The 16,789-nt window shown below is 50.7% G+C and carries 17 protein-coding genes; 7 read left to right on the forward strand and 10 right to left on the reverse strand.

Annotation, left to right across the window (positions count from 1 at the left end; all coding sequences use genetic code 11):
* Positions 1 to 8 precede the first annotated feature (8 nt).
* Positions 9 to 590, reverse strand: a complete 582-nt coding sequence (gene yyaC / locus L6H65_RS16190) for a spore protease YyaC (RefSeq protein WP_236343631.1) — start codon at positions 588 to 590, stop codon at positions 9 to 11.
* 247 nt (positions 591 to 837) lie between these two features.
* On the opposite strand from yyaC, the gene L6H65_RS16195 reads away from it, so the two are divergent.
* Complete coding sequence (locus L6H65_RS16195) at positions 838 to 1,065, forward strand: DUF1128 domain-containing protein (RefSeq protein WP_290370439.1); 228 nt, start codon at positions 838 to 840, stop codon at positions 1,063 to 1,065.
* Between the two features lie 122 nt (positions 1,066 to 1,187).
* On the opposite strand, the gene L6H65_RS16200 is transcribed toward L6H65_RS16195, so the two are convergent.
* The 4 genes from L6H65_RS16200 to L6H65_RS16215 all read right to left on the reverse strand — a co-directional run bounded on the left by L6H65_RS16200 (position 1,188) and on the right by L6H65_RS16215 (position 6,009).
* Positions 1,188 to 1,649 carry a hypothetical protein gene (locus L6H65_RS16200; RefSeq protein WP_236343632.1) on the reverse strand — a complete coding sequence of 154 codons (462 nt, stop codon included), beginning with the start codon at positions 1,647 to 1,649 and terminating at the stop codon, positions 1,188 to 1,190.
* A 395-nt stretch (positions 1,650 to 2,044) separates the two neighbouring features.
* Positions 2,045 to 3,646, reverse strand: a complete 1,602-nt coding sequence (locus tag L6H65_RS16205; protein ID WP_236343633.1) for a UDP-glucose--hexose-1-phosphate uridylyltransferase — start codon at positions 3,644 to 3,646, stop codon at positions 2,045 to 2,047.
* A gap of 148 nt (positions 3,647 to 3,794) precedes the next feature.
* Positions 3,795 to 4,790 carry a UDP-glucose 4-epimerase GalE gene (gene galE, locus L6H65_RS16210; RefSeq protein WP_236343634.1) on the reverse strand — a complete coding sequence of 332 codons (996 nt, stop codon included), beginning with the start codon at positions 4,788 to 4,790 and terminating at the stop codon, positions 3,795 to 3,797.
* A gap of 37 nt (positions 4,791 to 4,827) precedes the next feature.
* Positions 4,828 to 6,009, reverse strand: a complete 1,182-nt coding sequence (locus tag L6H65_RS16215) for a galactokinase (protein WP_236343635.1) — start codon at positions 6,007 to 6,009, stop codon at positions 4,828 to 4,830.
* Between the two features lie 189 nt (positions 6,010 to 6,198).
* On the opposite strand from L6H65_RS16215, the gene L6H65_RS16220 reads away from it, so the two are divergent.
* The gene (locus tag L6H65_RS16220; protein WP_236343636.1) at positions 6,199 to 7,080 is read left to right on the forward strand and encodes an AraC family transcriptional regulator; all 882 of its coding nucleotides are present in this window, start codon (positions 6,199 to 6,201) and stop codon (positions 7,078 to 7,080) included.
* Between the two features lie 18 nt (positions 7,081 to 7,098).
* Here the strand turns inward: L6H65_RS16220 and L6H65_RS16225 are convergent, their stop codons facing one another.
* The 4 genes from L6H65_RS16225 to L6H65_RS16240 form a co-directional block, all read right to left on the reverse strand.
* Positions 7,099 to 8,181, reverse strand: a complete 1,083-nt coding sequence (locus L6H65_RS16225; protein WP_236343637.1) for an AI-2E family transporter — start codon at positions 8,179 to 8,181, stop codon at positions 7,099 to 7,101.
* 171 nt (positions 8,182 to 8,352) lie between these two features.
* Positions 8,353 to 8,751: a YflT domain-containing protein gene (locus L6H65_RS16230; RefSeq protein WP_236343638.1), complete on the reverse strand. Its 399-nt coding sequence runs from the start codon at positions 8,749 to 8,751 to the stop codon at positions 8,353 to 8,355.
* A gap of 236 nt (positions 8,752 to 8,987) precedes the next feature.
* Positions 8,988 to 9,149 carry a DUF1328 domain-containing protein gene (locus L6H65_RS16235; protein ID WP_236343639.1) on the reverse strand — a complete coding sequence of 54 codons (162 nt, stop codon included), beginning with the start codon at positions 9,147 to 9,149 and terminating at the stop codon, positions 8,988 to 8,990.
* A gap of 803 nt (positions 9,150 to 9,952) precedes the next feature.
* Positions 9,953 to 11,230, reverse strand: a complete 1,278-nt coding sequence (locus L6H65_RS16240) for an asparaginase (protein WP_236343701.1) — start codon at positions 11,228 to 11,230, stop codon at positions 9,953 to 9,955.
* A gap of 437 nt (positions 11,231 to 11,667) precedes the next feature.
* On the opposite strand from L6H65_RS16240, the gene L6H65_RS16245 reads away from it, so the two are divergent.
* The 3 genes from L6H65_RS16245 (at position 11,668) to L6H65_RS16255 (ending at position 13,596) form a co-directional block, all read left to right on the forward strand.
* A complete protein-coding gene (locus tag L6H65_RS16245; RefSeq protein ID WP_236343640.1) occupies positions 11,668 to 12,045 on the forward strand; it encodes a YtxH domain-containing protein in 378 nt (125 codons plus the stop codon).
* The gene (locus tag L6H65_RS16250; protein ID WP_236343641.1) at positions 12,002 to 12,223 is read left to right on the forward strand and encodes a hypothetical protein; all 222 of its coding nucleotides are present in this window, start codon (positions 12,002 to 12,004) and stop codon (positions 12,221 to 12,223) included. Before L6H65_RS16245 ends, L6H65_RS16250 begins: the two co-directional genes overlap by 44 nt.
* 140 nt (positions 12,224 to 12,363) lie before the next feature.
* Entirely contained in the window at positions 12,364 to 13,596 is a 1,233-nt protein-coding gene (locus tag L6H65_RS16255) for an NAD(P)/FAD-dependent oxidoreductase (RefSeq protein ID WP_236343642.1), read from the forward strand.
* Positions 13,597 to 13,757: 161 nt separating this feature from the next.
* On the opposite strand, the gene cls is transcribed toward L6H65_RS16255, so the two are convergent.
* Positions 13,758 to 15,185: a cardiolipin synthase gene (gene cls / locus L6H65_RS16260; RefSeq protein WP_236343643.1), complete on the reverse strand. Its 1,428-nt coding sequence runs from the start codon at positions 15,183 to 15,185 to the stop codon at positions 13,758 to 13,760.
* Between the two features lie 151 nt (positions 15,186 to 15,336).
* Between cls and L6H65_RS16265 the strand changes: the two genes are divergently transcribed.
* Together L6H65_RS16265 and L6H65_RS16270 are read left to right on the forward strand one after the other, a co-directional pair.
* Positions 15,337 to 16,314, forward strand: a complete 978-nt coding sequence (locus tag L6H65_RS16265) for a M23 family metallopeptidase (protein WP_236343644.1) — start codon at positions 15,337 to 15,339, stop codon at positions 16,312 to 16,314.
* Positions 16,315 to 16,319: 5 nt separating this feature from the next.
* Positions 16,320 to 16,757 carry a bactofilin family protein gene (locus L6H65_RS16270; protein WP_236343645.1) on the forward strand — a complete coding sequence of 146 codons (438 nt, stop codon included), beginning with the start codon at positions 16,320 to 16,322 and terminating at the stop codon, positions 16,755 to 16,757.
* Positions 16,758 to 16,789: the final 32 nt, after the last annotated feature.

Here is a 16,789-nt window from a genome sequence, read left to right on the forward strand (position 1 = left end):
GTATTTCACTATTCACCTAAGCGCAGCGAAACTGAATCTTTGACAGGGATGGACCATGCGATGCATATCGCATCGGCGACTGAACGCGCCATACCCATTACGTCGTACAAGGACGCCCGCTGCAAGCTCCAATAAGGCTTGATGCTTAATGGGCCAACCACACCAGCTATACTATAGTGTCCAATTGACGCCAAACCTCTTCCTGTTGCCCTCGCCGGATATAGCGGGCCTTCATCAATCAGATAACTTCCCTGGCGGTCCCGCTGTCCCAAGCAAGCGTCTATCGCGACCACCTTCATGGAATCGGGGATGTCCCTCGTCATCCCATCATAGCGATCCGCATCGCAAGGCTGTCGTATCGTACCGATAACATTGGGCATTCCCCGCTCATGAATCAGCGTCCCTACCCAAGGCCCGAATGAGTCTCCGGTAGACCGGTCTGTGCCAATGCACACGAAAGCCAGCTCCTCTATTCGCGGAACCTCGGCAGCAATATTCAGAAAAAATCGTTCAAGACCGTTATTATCCGCCCATCTGGGGTTGATCCCTTCCAGAGCTGGGGGTTTGCGTTTTTTGGACCTGTTGCCCATTAAAAGATGCTTCCTTCCGACAGTAGCGTGAAACCTGTCACTCCAGGTTAAAAGCTGCACGTGAATCGCAGCGCGAGCAGCACACTATATCTGTTGCTCAATAGACCGCAGTGGCGGCCCTTTAATTGTACCGAATTAAGGCTCTGGCTACAAACTAATGCTCCGCTGCAGAAGGGAACGGTGGCGGCAGACTGTTCGTCATGATACAATACGGACAGTCCAGCCGACCGATGAAGGAGGAAAAACGGTGAAAAACTTGAACGATGCGACGCAGGAGAATGTCGAGTTTATGATAGAAACGATTAAAACCAAGCTGAGAATGGCCACAGGCGCAGCGATGCAAGCCTCTCACTTCAATGTGGAGAAATATGAAGACATTAAAGATTTGTATGAGGTTGTTTCAAGCAAGGAGAAATTCAGCATCAGCGAAGTAGAGGCGCTTGTATCCGAGCTTGGCAAACTGAGAAATAAATGAAATTTAAATACAGTAACTTACAAGATGTTACATTAATCAGCAATCATTGCTAATAAGAAACCGGAGCTGCTTATACAGGGCTCCGGTTTCTTTATTAACCATCGATGCTGCAAGGACTGCAATTAGACGATTTCGCCCTCATTCTGATTAGCCTCTACCGGCGGCGCTGCCGCAGTAATAGACATTTTGATTGTGACGCTCTTGTTCTCTCCCTTGAGGAAGTGAGCAAGCCGTTCCAGCTTGTCCGCTAGTTCCGGGCCATTCAGCGTCACATTCAGCTCATAGCCGAATTGATCCGCGGGCGCCTTGCGCTCATGCATCGAATAATTATGAATGCCATAAGCATCCGATCCATTGCGTGCGGAGAGCAGCTGCTCTGGAAAAAACTTATCCGATTTATTGACGACGCGCTCATAAATACGAAGCTTCTTCAGCAGCATATAATACTGCGCGGAATGCTTGAAGCCCCAAGCGTCACGGATGTCCTTAAGTGTGTAGTCCATTTTCCATTGTTTTAACTTCTCAACCTGTTCATCTGTAGTCAGTTTCAAAAAATCTTCAAGCGGCATTATTGCTAAAGGCATGATCGGTCCTCCTAGAATACTTGCTTCATTCATTTTATTACACCCATTCATAAATAAATAATCATTATCTTTTTTATAAAAAATACCATAATCATTCATTCTATGCAAATCAGTAATATCGATAATAATCTACAATCTAGGTATAAATGCGAGGTTGCAGAGTGAATATTTTGTTGACTCGTCGGTTATTTTGTAAGAAGCCTGATCAAAAAGTCCTGTAAGATGGTGAATATTCATGCTTTTTGGACTACTAATTTTATTTCCTCTGCTGGCGAAATCGTCCCCATGTGAGTATTCAGAATGAATTTTTTGAAAATATAGAAATTAAAAACCGCTGTAGAATAGACATCGTCTATTTCCTCAGCGGTTATTCATAAACAGGCTGGGCTTGAGCTTCAGCAGGCAGTCAAACCTAGCGAAGACATCAACCTTCTAAACGCCTCACTGCCCTCTGGCGTCCGTTTGAACACGCCTGAAGCCTCCAGCACCTCCATGAATTTGCGACCGACCTCATCACGCAGCACCTCTTCAGCCTCGGCTGGGGACAGTCCTGTGCCGTAATGATCGATCATTGCTTCTATCCATGCCCTGTGCTTATGAAGCGAATTATCGGAATGCTCGGAATCGCCCTCACCTGTCGTCGTTAAGCTATCCAGCGAAACCGTTCCAACAAGCAGCCGCGATATGGCTTCCAGCTCAGTCTGAAGCCTGCCAGGCAGTACAGCCAAGCCCATGACCTCAATTAAGCCGATATTCTCTTTTTTGATCGGATGCAGATGCTCGTGAGGGTGGAAAATCCCGTAGGGATGAGCACTACTGGTCCGATTGTTTCTCAGCACAAGATCCAGCTCATAGACATGGCTGTCGCGAAACCTTGCAATCGGCGAGATCGTGTTATGCGGTATACGCTCCCCGTCCTTGTCCGAATAAGCATAAATATCCGCCGAAGGGTCGCTATACTCCCGCCATCCATCCAATACCCGAGAAGCAGCTCTTTGCACAGCCTCCTGGCTTATCCCGCTTACTCGCAGCACCGATAACGGCCATTTCACGATGCCATAGCTTACACCCGGCTCAGACGGGTCGATGAACGATGCCTCGATATCCGCCTTCTCCATCGGGAATACATGACGACCTCCCTGAAAGTGGTCATGCCCTAGAATGGAGCCGCCGACAATCGGCAAATCTGCATTCGAGCCGATGAAATAATGCGGGAATTGATCAATAAACTGCAGCAATCTTGTGAATGTATCATGCGAAATACGCATGGGCACATGCTCGCTGCGGAAGACAATGCAATGCTCATTATAATAAACATAAGGAGAATATTGAAAATACCATGGCTCATGAAGCAGCTCAAGCGGCACTACACGAAGATTCTGGCGAGCAGGATGGTTGGGACGACCTGCATATCCAATATTGTCCGCGCAGAGCAGACACTTCGGATAATGGCTTGGCGTCATTGTTCTTAATAAAGCAATCTCTCTCGGGTCCTGCTCCGGCCTCGACAGGTTAATTGTAATCTCCAGATTGCCGTAGGGAGTTGGCTGCTCCCAATACAGATTGCTGCGAATGCGGCCCATCCGAATATAATTGGAATCGATGCTGAGCCGATAAAATTTATCGGTGGCCTTGGCAACACCCTCTAGCTTCGCCGTATTGTAAAAGCTCGCAGCCGCTTCTGACGGTCTGGGGATGAGATATCCCATAATTCGCGCATCAAGAAGATCACGGTATATCGTCGTGTTATGAGGAATCAGACCAATCGCCGCTCCATAATCAAGCAGCGGCTCAAGCAGCTCCTCCGCGCTACTGAGCTCTTCTTGAGGCACTGCCCCTTCATACCCCTCAGTAAATCGGAACAAATCCAGCAGTCCGTTGCGGGAGGCGTACCTGTCCAGTGGCTGAATCATATCCCGTTGAAGCGCAAACTGAATAAGCCGTTCGATAAGTATGCGTGCTTCCTCACTACCGTGATTCTGATGCTCTGCTGTCATGATTGTACTCCTCTCGGCTATTGCGCGGGCACATGGCTATTAATTGCCGGCTGCTTGCTAATGCTTCTTGGTAGTGCTTCTTGGTAGTGCTTCTTGGTAGTGCTTCTTGGTAGTGCTTCTTGGTAGTGCTTCTTGGTGATGCGCCTTGTTATTGCTTCTTGGTGCTGTAGCCGTCAGGATTAGCAGAATGCCATCCCCATGCGCTGCTAATAATGTCCTCTAGTCTGCTTCTGGTCGGATTCCAGCCGAGCTCTTCGCGTGCGCGGCTGGAAGAGGCAATCAGCACAGCCGGATCTCCCGCACGTCTTGGTTCTGCCTTAGCGGGTATTTCGCGACCGGTCACCTGCCTTGCGATGTCAATCATCTGCTTGACAGAGAAGCCTTGTCCGATGCCCAAATTATAGATCGCGCTATCACCGCCTTGCCGCAGTCTTTCAACCGCAAGCACATGAGCGTCAGCCAGATCGCTAACGTGAATATAATCGCGGATGCATGTCCCGTCCTCTGTCGGGTAATCCTCGCCAAATACGGATATATGGCTGCGCTTGCCCAGCGCCGTCTGCAAAATAAGCGGCAGCAGATGCGTCTCAGGCGTATGATCCTCGCCGATGGCGCCGCTAGCGTGAGCGCCCGCTGCATTGAAATAGCGCAGAGAAACGTATTTCAAGCCATGTGCAACATCGAACCAATGCATCATCCGCTCCATCGCAAGCTTCGTCTCGCCGTATGTGTTCGTCGGCATCGTTCGATCATGCTCGTGAATGGGCACGCTCTCTGGCTCTCCGTAAGTTGCCGCTGTTGATGAGAATACGATACGGCCGACGTTGTATTGTGTCATTTTTTCAAGCAGACATAATGTTCCGTACACATTGTTATGATAATATTTGGCCGGATTGCTCATGCTCTCGCCGACCAGAGAATTCGCAGCAAAATGGATGACGGCCTCGATTGAATTCTCTTCAAAAACCCGGTCCATCAGATCGCTGTCGCGCAGATCGCCAACATACATTTTGCCGCCCAGCACCGCATCCTTATGCCCCTGCTGCAGATTGTCCACCACAACGATGTCTTCCCCGCGCTCCAGAAGAGCAGCAACGGTGTGTGAGCCGATGTAGCCTGCTCCACCAGTAACCAGAACTGCCATTATTAGTACCTCCTATTAACTACTGTAATCTGTTTTGCTATATCAACTGTTCCACACCGTTGCCGATCTTGCAAGTATAAAATTCAGCATTTAGACCTGTCAGCTCCGTATATTTGCGTCCTACCTCTAATTTGAACCATTCAATATGATCCTCATGCACAAGCGATACCGTACAGCCGCCGAACCCCGCCCCGGTCATTCGCGAACCGAGCACACCCGGCACACTTCGAGCCGCATTGACCATAGCATCCAGCTCGGCGCCTGTTACCTCGTATAAATCGCGCAAAGAATCATGTGATTCATTCATCAGCTTGCCGAATGCCTCCAGATCATTGACCCGCAGCACCTCAATAGACCGATGGACCCTGTCAATCTCTTCAATGACATGCTTAGCACGACTGCGAATGATTTCGTCGCTTATGAGGTGCTGGTTCGCATTGTACTCCGCCAGCGTAAGCTGGCCCAGCAGCGTCAAGTCTGGAAAGGCAGCACGAAGCTCCCTAACCGCCTGCTCGCACTGGCTTCGCCGCTCGTTGTATTTGGAATCGAGAAGACCGCGGCGTTTGTTCGTGTTGCCAATGACTAGCTGGTAGCTGCCGGTGTTGAACGGGATCAAATCATATTCCAGCGTGTCGCACATGAGCAGTATCGCATGGTCCTTCCTGCCGTTCGCTACCGCGAATTGGTCCATGATGCCGCATTGCACCCCGTTGAATTCGTTCTCCGACCTCTGGCAAAGCTTCGCAATGTCGATGGTGTCCATCTCGAAGCAGCCGCTCAGGGCATGCAGCGCAAAGGCGGTCACAACTTCAATAGAAGCCGAGGAGGAAAGTCCTGAGCCATTCGGTATTTCGCCATGAAACAGCAGGTCAAAGCCGCTCTCGAAGCGGCAGCCGCTCTTCTGCAGCTCCTTGACGATTCCTTTGGGATAATTCATCCACTCGTCTGCTTCATCATACGTGATGGCATCCATTGAAATCTGTTTATGAAGGGCAAAGTTCGTCGAAGCCATTCCAAGCTGGTTATCTTCCCGCTTGCGAATGAGCAGTGTTGTTCCGAATGTTAGCGCGGCTGGCAAAACATACCCGCCATTATAGTCCGTATGCTCACCGATCAAATTCACTCTGCCCGGCGCATGAAAAACGCGGATCTGTTCTGCTGACAAGGACTTGCCGTATAGCTCCTCGAAACGCCGTATTAGCTCTTGGATGTTAGCCATGACAGTTCTCGCTTTCTCTAAAGGATCGTTTTCATTATCTAGCCATAGTATAGCGGATATTCAAGGGCAGCGAAATGGTGCGATGTGTGCCGCACATGGACTAATATGACTTTTTGTCGAATAGACAGCAGTCAATGTGATATGATATCTGCAACCTGAAAGCTGGATTATGCAAGGGGGGTTCTCATAATGGGCAAACAGGCAGGCTATACCGTCGTATCCAATCCCGTACCTGCATTGCATGGTGATTTATATGTATTATTCACTGGTGAGAGTCAAACGAAACCAAACCATCGGATTGGCCCCAAAGTATATGGTTTCTATCTGCTGCACCATGTCCTTGCAGGCTCGGGTACTTTCACCTGTGCGGATCAAACCTACACGCTGCATGCCGGGCAATCCTTTCTCATCCAGCCAGATCAGCTTATCAGCTATGAATCTCACGTTGAAGCTCCATGGCACTATCGTTGGATCGCTTTCGAAGGCAGGCAAGCCGAGGAGCTGATTGCTTCAGCAGGCTTGTCGACCGAGCAGCCGATTATCGATACTGGCGCCAATCGGCGTATCGGCGCCCTATTCCGCAGCATGGAGCGAACATTCAGACAAGGCGGCTCCGCAGCTGCTGTCCAGCTGCGCTCAGCCGGTTATTTGCAGCTGCTGTTCGCGGAGTTCAGCTCGCTGCCGGCCGACAATAGCGACCCTTCCATTGTGGCCCCGGATAATGGCGAGGCGCTTTTTCAACAGGTGATTCGGTACTTGTCATCACAGTATGCCGAGCCGGTATCTATCGAGAGAATGGCAAGCACGCTCGGCTACAACCGCGCATATCTTTCCAGATTGTTCAAGCAGCGGACAGGTATTACCCCTGTAGCCTTCCTGCTTCAGCTCCGTCTTGACAAAGCACGGCTGCTGCTGCGGGAAAGAACCGAGCTGACGATTGAACAGATCGCTTCCTCTGTCGGCTTTCAAGACCCGCTCTATTTCTCCAAGCAGTTTCGCCGATTCTACGACTACTCTCCAAGCGGTTATCGGGAAGCCATGCAGCGGCTGCAATTTATGGATAAGCAATAGAAGCGAAGTACTGCTGTTCTATTCGACGAGCTCCTCCACCTTCTCGGCCAAAAATAGCCGATATAGCCGGACTGTAATGATTTTGAGCACCATATAGATCGGGATCGCGAGAATAACACCAACTATTCCCCATAGCTCGCCCGCAATAAGCAACAGAACGATCGTTGTGAGCGGGTGGATGTCCAGACGTTTGCCATAAATATGAGGGGACAGCAAATTGCCTTCGATCTGCTGCGTTACAATTGTGACGATAATAACCCAGAGCACCATGGACGGCGAATCGATAAAAGCGACGAGAATACACGGTATTGCGCCAAGGATCGACCCGATATAAGGGATGATGTTCAATACGGTTGCAATGACCGTAACCAGAAGCGCGTATGGCAGATCAATGAGTATGAAACCTACATACATCATAACGCCCAGCAGAAATGTGATAATGACCCTCCCTATAATGAATCCGCTTAGCGCAGCATCAATCTCTTCCAGCACCTCTTGTCCATCCTTGTTGTACCGCTTCGGTATAAGATGCAGCGCTGATTTCGGGATGGTCTCGCCTTCCTTGAGCATGTAGTACAAAATAATCGGCGCTGTCGCGACGACGATGAAGAAGCTCGTGATGGCCGCAATGACATTGGACACGTAATCAGAAGCCGTCGTAATCGCCTGATCCAGATATTCTGACAGCTTGGTCGAGATATCCGCCTGCTCCAAGCTGAACATTGCGACAAGGCGATTGTGCTGAAGTTTCTCTACCTGCCCTTTGAAGCTCTCTATGAAGGCCGGGGCTTCTTTGACGAATGTATCCAGTTGTTTCATTAGAGTCGGCCAAACGACGATAGCAAAAATGGCAACAACAGCGGCCATCGCCAAATAGATCAGCAGAATTGCCGCTGTTCGGTTCACTTTGCGAAGAATAAGATATTGGACAATTGGCCGCATCAAATAATAGAAGAAGCCAGCCAGCATGAATGGAACAATCAGGAGATGAAACATCGCCATGATCGGCTGGAACAGGAAGCTGACTTTAGCCAGTAAATAAATAATAAGCAGCATGGCTACTATCGTTATTGATACACGGAACAAACGGCTTTGCGGCATTAGCTCCCCCTCCTCTTCTATAGAAAAGTAGACCGTTCGCGGATGAACGGTCTACTTGCTGCTTAACTCAATGGACGAACGATTGGAACAGGAGCGGCTGCGGTGGCAGAATAGCTGCATGACAGCCGGTCGGTTGACCACTAATCATTGATTAAATAATCGGCGAATTGATTAAATAATCGGCGGGTAGTATATGATGTTTGGATCGTAGTTATCGTCCTCGTAAGGCTTCCCGCCCCAAGCGATGACCACGATTCGATCACGGTCCATCTCTGATTCCAGCCGCTCGGCTTCTACCTCGCTTATGCCGACCGACCTCATCTTGGCACGCAGCTCCGCACCGCGAGAGCGGAATATGTTCGCGATAGCTGTGCCGAGTCCCTCCTCATTCATGCCGATCTCCTCGGCATGGGTCTGCTCGGCAATTCGCTCTGTTCGATCTTTTTCGTGTGCCAGTACGAACAGTTGGTCTCTACTGTAGCCTTGCAGTATATAGCGATCCAGTTGCTCTCTTGCCTCTTGAATGGTGCTCACTGCATGTACACTTGTCACTTTAGTTGTAATAGCCATATTTTATTCCTCCTCATCATAGGTGCAGGTTGATCCCGCCTTATCCAGTTTCCATACTGCTTGTCAATAGCTTGTACGTTCTGCGATGGTTTGCAAGCTTTGCGATAGCTTGGGAGCTACCGATAGCTTGGGAGCTTCGCGTTAACTAGGGAGATACCCATAGCTTGGGAGCTTCGCGTTAGCTTGGGAGCTTCGCGTTAGAGCTTATATTCTGTCTTTTAGTCTTATGTGCGGGGTCAGACTCGTCTTCTGCCGAAAATAAGGGAGACAACGAATAAGATCAAGAATACGAAGAACAAGATTTTTGCGATGCCCGCCGCTGCTGAAGCAAGTGTGAAAAATCCCAGCACACCGGCTACAATTGCAACAATGAAAAATAGTAGCGCCCATCCTAACATAGACTTTCACCCTTCCTTTGTGGAATCGTCTTACAACGTTCTATGTTGCATATACACCATTGTCCGCAACGGTGAAACGCTGGCCGAAAAAGTAAGAGAGCGAAAATTGCAATGCCAGTGCTTTTCGAAAACAAGCAATTTATTGGGCAGAAGGGCCGGATTTGGGCGGGGTATGGAGCCAGGCTATGACGGGATATAAAGCTACGCTGATATAGAGATGGATTATGACGGGATATGAGGCTAGAATGCTGCGGGATTTGGAGTTTGTCTATGACGGAATATGAAGCTACGCTGAGCGGGGATCGAGCTGGATTATGACGAGATATGAGGCTAGAATGCTACGGGATTTGGAGTTTGGCTATATGACGGAATATAGAGCTACGCTGAACGGGGATATGGATTTTAGGTAACTGCGGGATTTCAGGCTGTTGAGAAACCAAAATGAGTTGCAACCCCCAACTATGCGTGCTATCAATCGCACATACCTGCAAAAATACATCTCCTGCATCAAATAGTGCCGCTAACAGACAGAGTAACTGCAAAAATACATCAGATATGACCCAGAAGCCCATATAAATGGTGCTTTCTTCGATTTTGCTGCACTTTTGCAGGCGATTGCTTAAAACGGTCCATTCTGCCCATTATTAACTGTATTTTCGCAGTAACGGAGATTGCATGCAATGGGTGGAGTTCCAAGTTGCCAACTGTAAAATGGATTTTTCATTGTTACTGAACACCGCGCGTTACTATTCCCTGCTGTACGCGGAATAGCAACGCGCGGCTCTCTGCTGCCGCGAGCCGCTCTATAATAGTCGCAGCCGCAGACATGGTACGCGGCTGCCGACGGTTTCGCCGACGTCGTTGACGATCGTCGGCGGGAACTGGCTGCGGATGCGATCGGCGAGGTCGCCGCCAACGCGGAGCTGCTCCAACACGGCGCAGGCAGCTTGCGGCCAAGCCGATTCTCCGCCGTCGTCCAGCTTGATGGCGACGGCTAATTGCTCTTGACGCAGGGCGAAGACGAAGATGCCCTGCGCGCCGCTCTTTGCGACGACATTGCTGTCGCCAAGCATGGCTGTTGCCAGCCGCCCGGAGCCCTCGACGAGGGCCGGGTGGCGGTTCATTGCCGCGGCGATACGCGCAGCCGCGGCTCTCAGCGCCGCGTCCGCCCAAGCCTCCGGCTGGACGGAAAGGCGCGCATAGGCTAGCGCGAGCCGCCATAGCGGCAGCGCAGCAACAGGCAGGCCGCAGCCGTCGACAGCGAGCCTAAGCTCCTCCGGCGGCAAGCCTGCAAACAAGCTCAGGCTGTGCAGCACCTTTTGCTGCAGCGGGTGATCTGGCTCGGTGTAGGAAGCTGGCGACCAGCCCTGATGCTTGCTCACGGCAAGCATCGCAATATGCTTGCCCGCACAAACATGATACAGCTTGCGTCGCTCGCCTCCGCTGCGAAGGAAAGTCTCTCGCTCCACTAATCCGCTAGGAAGCGTTCGATGGAATGACAACTCGTCTTCCATTACGCCCGTCTGGGCCAGCATTCTTTCTAGAACCTTAATATGCGCTGTCCCGCCCTGATGAGAGGCGCACATGAGTGCCAACGCCTCATCATCCAGACCGAGCGCATCCACAGCACCGGACATTAAAGCAACCATCGCCTGAATAGGCTTGGCTGCAGATCGCATATAAGTCCACACATTGGCATCCCCGGCCTCTGCGGCAAGCTCTCCATCTGCCCGCACGACAGCGACATGGCCCCGATGAACATTTTCCACCAAGTCCCCCCTAGTCGTATAGACCAAAGCTGCACCAGATACACTCTCAACGGAAGCCCACAGGCGGTTATTCCGCATCTCCACCTGATCCCCCTGTCCTCCGTTCAAAGCCTCTATCCCGTCCATCTGCCCATCAACCGACATCGACATCTTGCCCCCCTGCTCTCCAGCCGAAGCCTCCACCATATCCAACTGCTCTCTATTCAAAGCCTCCATCCTATCCCTCTGCCCGTCATCCAACATCTCAGCAACCCCTATCTTTCTTCCGATCTCTACAGCCACATCCCGCAGTCCGTCATCCAACATCTCCATCACGTCCCTACCATCCGTCCGACATCTCAGCAACCCCTGTCCTTCTTCCGATCTCTACAGCCACATCCCGCAGTCCGTCATCCGACATCTCCATCACGTCTCTACCTCCCGTCCGACATCGCCATCACGTCCCTGCCCTCCCGTCCGATCTCTCCACCACATCCCGATTCTCCTTCCCACACCTTCACAGCTCGCAATCCCTTCTCTTTCGACATTGCCCTGTCTCTCCTTCCTGCCGCAAATGGCTGGTATAGCGTGAACTTTTCACCTTTCGACTACGTTTCCTCCATTGCATTCAACCTATTCGTTCCTGGAGCGGTTCGTTTCAATTGTCGTAGGACGGGGGTATAAAAGAAACATGAAGGCAAAACATCAAGGCGGAAGCACTGCTTCTAAGCCAATTCTCTCACCATTCAAAATATAAGGAGTTGACGATCATGGAAAACGTGAATAATCGACAAGCAGGTGGCAGTAAATTGTTGAAAGGCCTCATTATTGGCAGCGCGGTGGGCGCAACAGCTGCACTGCTGATGACGCCTAAATCAGGCAAGGATATGCGGGAAACGATTCGCCGCAAATCCTCCGAGCTGTCCACAGCAGCCCGTGACCGTGCCGGCACACTAGCGTCCCAGGCAAAAGACAAAGCCAGTGATGTCAGCACCCGAGTAAATGAAATCGGTAGAGCAGCGGCCACTAAAGTAGCATCAGCTGCTGAGCAAACAGCTACTGTCTTCCAGAATATGAAGCGCAATGAAGAAGGAGTGAGTCCCAATGGATCATCGAACGGAGCGGCAATTGAAAGGTCTCAACCCTAACTCTCAGCCAGCCTCAGGCCAAGCGGGACGCAAAACAGAACCGATTGAGCAAGCTAGGAACGGCTCCATGGTTCAAGATGAGCAGGATATGAAGCGGCTTGGCAATGATATGAAAGGGATGAAGACCAACTCCCAGCTTCAAGAGGATGGATGGATTCCTGATCCCATACAAGAATAACGCTGGATCATGCAGAGGGGGAAACCCCTCTGTTTTTCTACCCATTGTAAAGAACTGAAGACCCGTGCAGCAGCAAATATGCATGATACGCTTAATATATTGGCGCAATTGGGCACGATATGATGGGGAGGTTTAATCCAATGAAGGATCTACATAATGGAAATCTGTATTGGCCCACAACGCTGAGCAATAATTGCTCCTATCCACCGCTTCAATTGAACGCGCGCTATCGTGTCGCTATTGTCGGAGGGGGAATTTCCGGTTTGCTATGCGGATATGTATTAGCCAAAAGCGGGATCAACACTGTCATTTTGGAGCGCGGCGAGGTTGCCGGAGGCAGTACCTCCGCCAACACGGGGCTGCTTCAATTCTGCAATGATATTATGCTCACCGATCTCATTGAAGAAATTGGCGAGGCCGATGCTGTTCAATTCTATAAAGCCTGCCAGAAAGCAGTGGAGCAGTTTGGCGAAATTGTCGATGAGCTCAACATCGGTGATGGGTTTGCGAGAAGAAGCAGCCTCTATTATGCAAGCACCGAGGAAGAAGTTCCCAAGCTGAAACGTGAATATGAAACGCTGCTTGCAAATGGTTTTCCAGTGGAGTATTGGGAGCCGGATACAATTGAACGGCATTTTCCATTCCGCAAGCCCGGAGCTATTGTCACACACGGAGATGCTGAGATTAACCCGCTACTGTTCGTTCATGCTCTTGCAGAGGCTTCTACCAGCCTTGGCCTTGTTATATATGAGCATACAGATATAACTACTCATGATACACAAGATTTCGGCTTGCACCGGTTAACGGCCGCCACAGGCGCAGTCATTGAAGCAGACCATGTGATCTATGCTATCGGCTATGAGCCGGAAGAGCTGCGCGGCCAGTTGATTAAAGCGGATATTAACCGCACTTATGCCATCGTAACCGAGCCGCAAAGAGATATCGCCCCCTGGCATGAGCAATATCTCATCTGGGAATCCGCACGCCCCTACATCTACATGCGAACAACCGGCGATGGGCGCGTTATCGTTGGCGGTTTGGATGAGAATAATTCTGAGCCCCTCCATAATGATCAGCAGCGGCATGCAAGAACAGATAAGCTGCTTCAGCAGCTGCAGAACCTGTTCCCAGCCTTCACTGCTCCAATCGCATATGATTGGACAGCTTCATTCGGGGAGTCGCGGGACAACCTCCCCTTCATCGGCAAAGATCCAGCATGGCCCGGTGTTTACTATTGTCTGGGGTACGGAGGCAATGGCTCTGTTTACAGCATGATCGCCTCTTGCCTGCTTCGCGACCTTATACGAGGGGACGACCATCAGCTCGCCCATATTGTAAAGCTTGACCGCACCACCCAGCTCAATCGAGTATAAGATCAGTCCCCTTCTTCCCAGTAAAAAAAAGCCTTCGCCTCGCGCTTTGCGATGACGAGGGCTTTCAGCTTTTCAGCTTTTCAGCTTTTCAGCTTTTCAGCTTTTCAGCCCTTTAGCTTTTAACATCTCAGCTCTGCAGCATTTCATCTGCCTACGGCGGGCTATAGCAGGGGAGACAGCATCCTCGCAATCACCTCGCTCGCACGCTGCCATCGCGGCCTCTGCTTGAATACATGCAGATGAATTTCCTCGCTGTCTCTCATGTCTGCATTGAAATCATGTACCAGCTTGTCGATCGCCGATTGGTCGAACAGCAGCGCATTCAATTCGAAATTGCTGAAGAAGCTGCGCATATCCATATTCGCCGTACCTACAGAAGCGATCAAATCGTCAATAATCAGCACTTTGGAATGGACAAAGCCTTTTTTGTACCGATAAATGCGCACACCCGCCGCGAGCATGTCCTCCACATAGGACAAGGAGGCGTACAGCACCAAATTCGAATCTGCCACATAAGGAATAATGAGCCGCACATCCACTCCGCTGAGCGCCGCTGTCCGCAATCCCATCAACACACTGGCATCGGGGATAAAATAAGGGGTCGTTATGTATATTCTCGTTTTCGCTACGGACACAGCCGCGAACACAACCTCCAGAATAGAGTCTGCGATGCTGTTCGGTCCGCTGGAGATGATTTGCACCTGTTCGTTGGATGTACACGCATGCTCCGGCAAATAGGCAGAATCACTCAATCGCTTCTTAGTCGTAAACCACCAGTCCCGCATGAAGATATCCTGCAGAAAATATACAGAATCCCCCTTTACCTGCAGATGCGTATCCCGCCAGAAGCCAAGCTTCTTGTTCCCGCCCAAATATTCGTCCCCAATGTTAATGCCGCCCACAAAGCCGATCAGACCGTCAACGACGACGATTTTACGATGATTGCGATAATTCATTCGTTTATCGAAGAACGCCAGGCGCGGCGTCAGGAAGCAGGTCGTCTCAATGCCCGCATCATGCAAATCCCGCAAATATTGATAGCTAAGCTCCAGACTGCCTACTCCATCATAAATAACTCTCACCTCGACGCCTTCATGCGCCTTGCGTATTAACGCATCCTTGAACTTCCGGCCTATGCCGTCATCCCGAATCGTGTAATACTCCAAATGGATATGATGCTTCGCACTATCGATCGCTTCCAATATCGCGCTGAAGGTTTCCTCCCCATTGGTCAGCACCCGCGTCTCATTGCAGCTTGTTATGGGAGACAGCGCCATGCTCTGCAGCATCCGGTACAGCCGCTCCTGATGAGCGAACTGCCCGCTGTTGATATCGGTCGGCCGGTTGACCAGCTTGCAGCGAAGCAGCGCCTGCAGCCGAATTTCCTCCGCTACTACACGGCTCTTGCGAACAGTCCGCCGGCGTTGATATTCTTTTGCCAGAAAATAATACATGACGAACCCGATGATTGGGAAAATAAATAAAATAAGCAGCCAAGCTACCGTCTTGGAAGGATGACGAAACTCCAGAATAAGAATCGTAGCAATTTGGAAAATAAAAATAAGCAGTGCCAGCGCTAACCAGATCATATTTCCGCCCCTGTCAATCTTGACATGTTTATATAGTTTTGGCTCCGCATCCCTGACATATTCGCTGATTATTAGGCATGTTTCCAGCTTTTCAGGAATAAATAGCTATAGAACGTTCGAAACTCATTGCCGGCCGGAAGGAGAACGCCTATTGAAACGAGCTCGGAAAAGTAAGTGGTCGCTATTGATCTTGCGCGACGCGGATCAGAATGTGAAACAATTCCGTGTGTCGAAACGATCGGTCGTCGCTGCACCAGCCGCTGCTGTACTTGCGGTTTCGGGCTGTATCGCCCTGCTTCAGCTACGCTCTGCCTACCAGCTAGGCAGCGTAGAGGATGTCATGGCGGCCCAAGTGAATACTTATGTCCATACGATCAATGAGAAAGACGAGAGTGTAGTCTCACTCCAACACGAGGTTGAACGCCTCAGGAAACAAACGACGGAGATGAAGACAAAGCTCACCGATCTGAAGCAGCTGGAGGCCAAGCTGCAGCAGTTCACCGAAACATACGGCAGCACAGTCCGCCCGTCCAAATCCGTGAACGCCCGAAAGAAGGAGGTATCGACGAGCAGCTATTCTGCGGCAGATGAAGCGCGCGCATTGGCGAAGCTGGCAACAGATTCCGATCTGGATTTTCGCGCGATTGCAAACTTGGTTGATACGATGGAAGTAACGATGGCGGATTCGCTTCGCAAGACAAAGCTCCGTCAAGCCGAGCTGGCTGCCCTGCCGTCAGGCTGGCCAACCCAATCACACAAGCTAACGTCCAGCTTCGGCTATCGGAAGGACCCCTTCACGGGTCGCTCAACCTTTCATGCAGGTGTCGATATCGGCGGTCAGGAGGGTGATCCTGTTTTCGCTGCAGCTGATGGCACTGTGACGGAGACAGGCTCCAATGCCAGTAAAGGTAATTATATCGTAATTACACATCACAACAAGCTTAAGACGGTCTATTATCATTTAAAGCGCGCTGATGCCAAACGAAACGATACGGTCGTTAAAGGCGAGAAGATCGGGCTGCTCGGAACGACAGGACGAAGCACCGCGCCCCATCTTCATTTTCAAATCATGCAGAATGACGAGCCTGTCAATCCGCTCAAATATTTGCGCTTGGTGAAGGAGGATTAATGCCCATGTTCAAGGATAAGAAGAGATATGACTCCACCGACACTCTAATTGGTCAGGGGACGCATGTCGATGGTACGCTTATCAGCGAAGCCGGACTGCGCATTGAAGGTGAATATCGGGGCGATATCGAATGCAAAGGCGATGTCATCATCGGGGAATGCGGCATAGCCAGGTCCAATATTACTGCCAGAGATGTGACCGTGGCCGGCAAAATCTTCGGAGACATTACAACAAAAGGCCGTCTGACCGTTACAGCAACCGGACAGCTGCACGGCAACATAACCGCCGGCACGCTGCTCATTCAAGACGGGGGCGTGTTCACCGGCAATTGCCGGATGGAGCGGGCACCCATACCAGAAGCCAAATCCGCCGCTGTATCTTCCACAGAGACCCAGCAGAGCAAGGACGGAGCTAATAATGAGAAAGCCCGGCAAGCCGGATAACTAACCGTTCGAGGCTGTCCTATAGCAGAAAA

The organism is Paenibacillus plantiphilus (assembly GCF_927798095.1).
GTDB classification, from domain to species: domain Bacteria; phylum Bacillota; class Bacilli; order Paenibacillales; family Paenibacillaceae; genus Paenibacillus_Z; species Paenibacillus_Z plantiphilus.

Bases quoted from the DNA above. Each gene is read 5' to 3' on its own strand.
- L6H65_RS16205 (WP_236343633.1), bottom strand. From the start codon at position 3,646: ATGACAGCAGAGCATCAGAATCACGGTAGTGAGGAAGCACGCATACTT.
- L6H65_RS16215 (WP_236343635.1), bottom strand. From the start codon at position 6,009: ATGGCTAACATCCAAGAGCTAATACGGCGTTTCGAGGAGCTATACGGC.
- L6H65_RS16255 (WP_236343642.1), top strand. From the start codon at position 12,364: ATGAAGGATCTACATAATGGAAATCTGTATTGGCCCACAACGCTGAGC.
- cls (WP_236343643.1), bottom strand. From the start codon at position 15,185: ATGATCTGGTTAGCGCTGGCACTGCTTATTTTTATTTTCCAAATTGCT.
- L6H65_RS16270 (WP_236343645.1), top strand. From the start codon at position 16,320: ATGTTCAAGGATAAGAAGAGATATGACTCCACCGACACTCTAATTGGT.
- L6H65_RS16245 (WP_236343640.1), top strand. From the start codon at position 11,668: ATGGAAAACGTGAATAATCGACAAGCAGGTGGCAGTAAATTGTTGAAA.
- L6H65_RS16230 (WP_236343638.1), bottom strand. From the start codon at position 8,751: ATGGCTATTACAACTAAAGTGACAAGTGTACATGCAGTGAGCACCATT.
- L6H65_RS16250 (WP_236343641.1), top strand. From the start codon at position 12,002: ATGGATCATCGAACGGAGCGGCAATTGAAAGGTCTCAACCCTAACTCT.
- L6H65_RS16235 (WP_236343639.1), bottom strand. From the start codon at position 9,149: ATGTTAGGATGGGCGCTACTATTTTTCATTGTTGCAATTGTAGCCGGT.
- L6H65_RS16200 (WP_236343632.1), bottom strand. From the start codon at position 1,649: ATGCCTTTAGCAATAATGCCGCTTGAAGATTTTTTGAAACTGACTACA.
- yyaC (WP_236343631.1), bottom strand. From the start codon at position 590: ATGGGCAACAGGTCCAAAAAACGCAAACCCCCAGCTCTGGAAGGGATC.
- L6H65_RS16240 (WP_236343701.1), bottom strand. From the start codon at position 11,230: ATGGAGATGTTGGATGACGGACTGCGGGATGTGGCTGTAGAGATCGGA.
- L6H65_RS16225 (WP_236343637.1), bottom strand. From the start codon at position 8,181: ATGCCGCAAAGCCGTTTGTTCCGTGTATCAATAACGATAGTAGCCATG.
- galE (WP_236343634.1), bottom strand. From the start codon at position 4,790: ATGGCAGTTCTGGTTACTGGTGGAGCAGGCTACATCGGCTCACACACC.
- L6H65_RS16220 (WP_236343636.1), top strand. From the start codon at position 6,199: ATGGGCAAACAGGCAGGCTATACCGTCGTATCCAATCCCGTACCTGCA.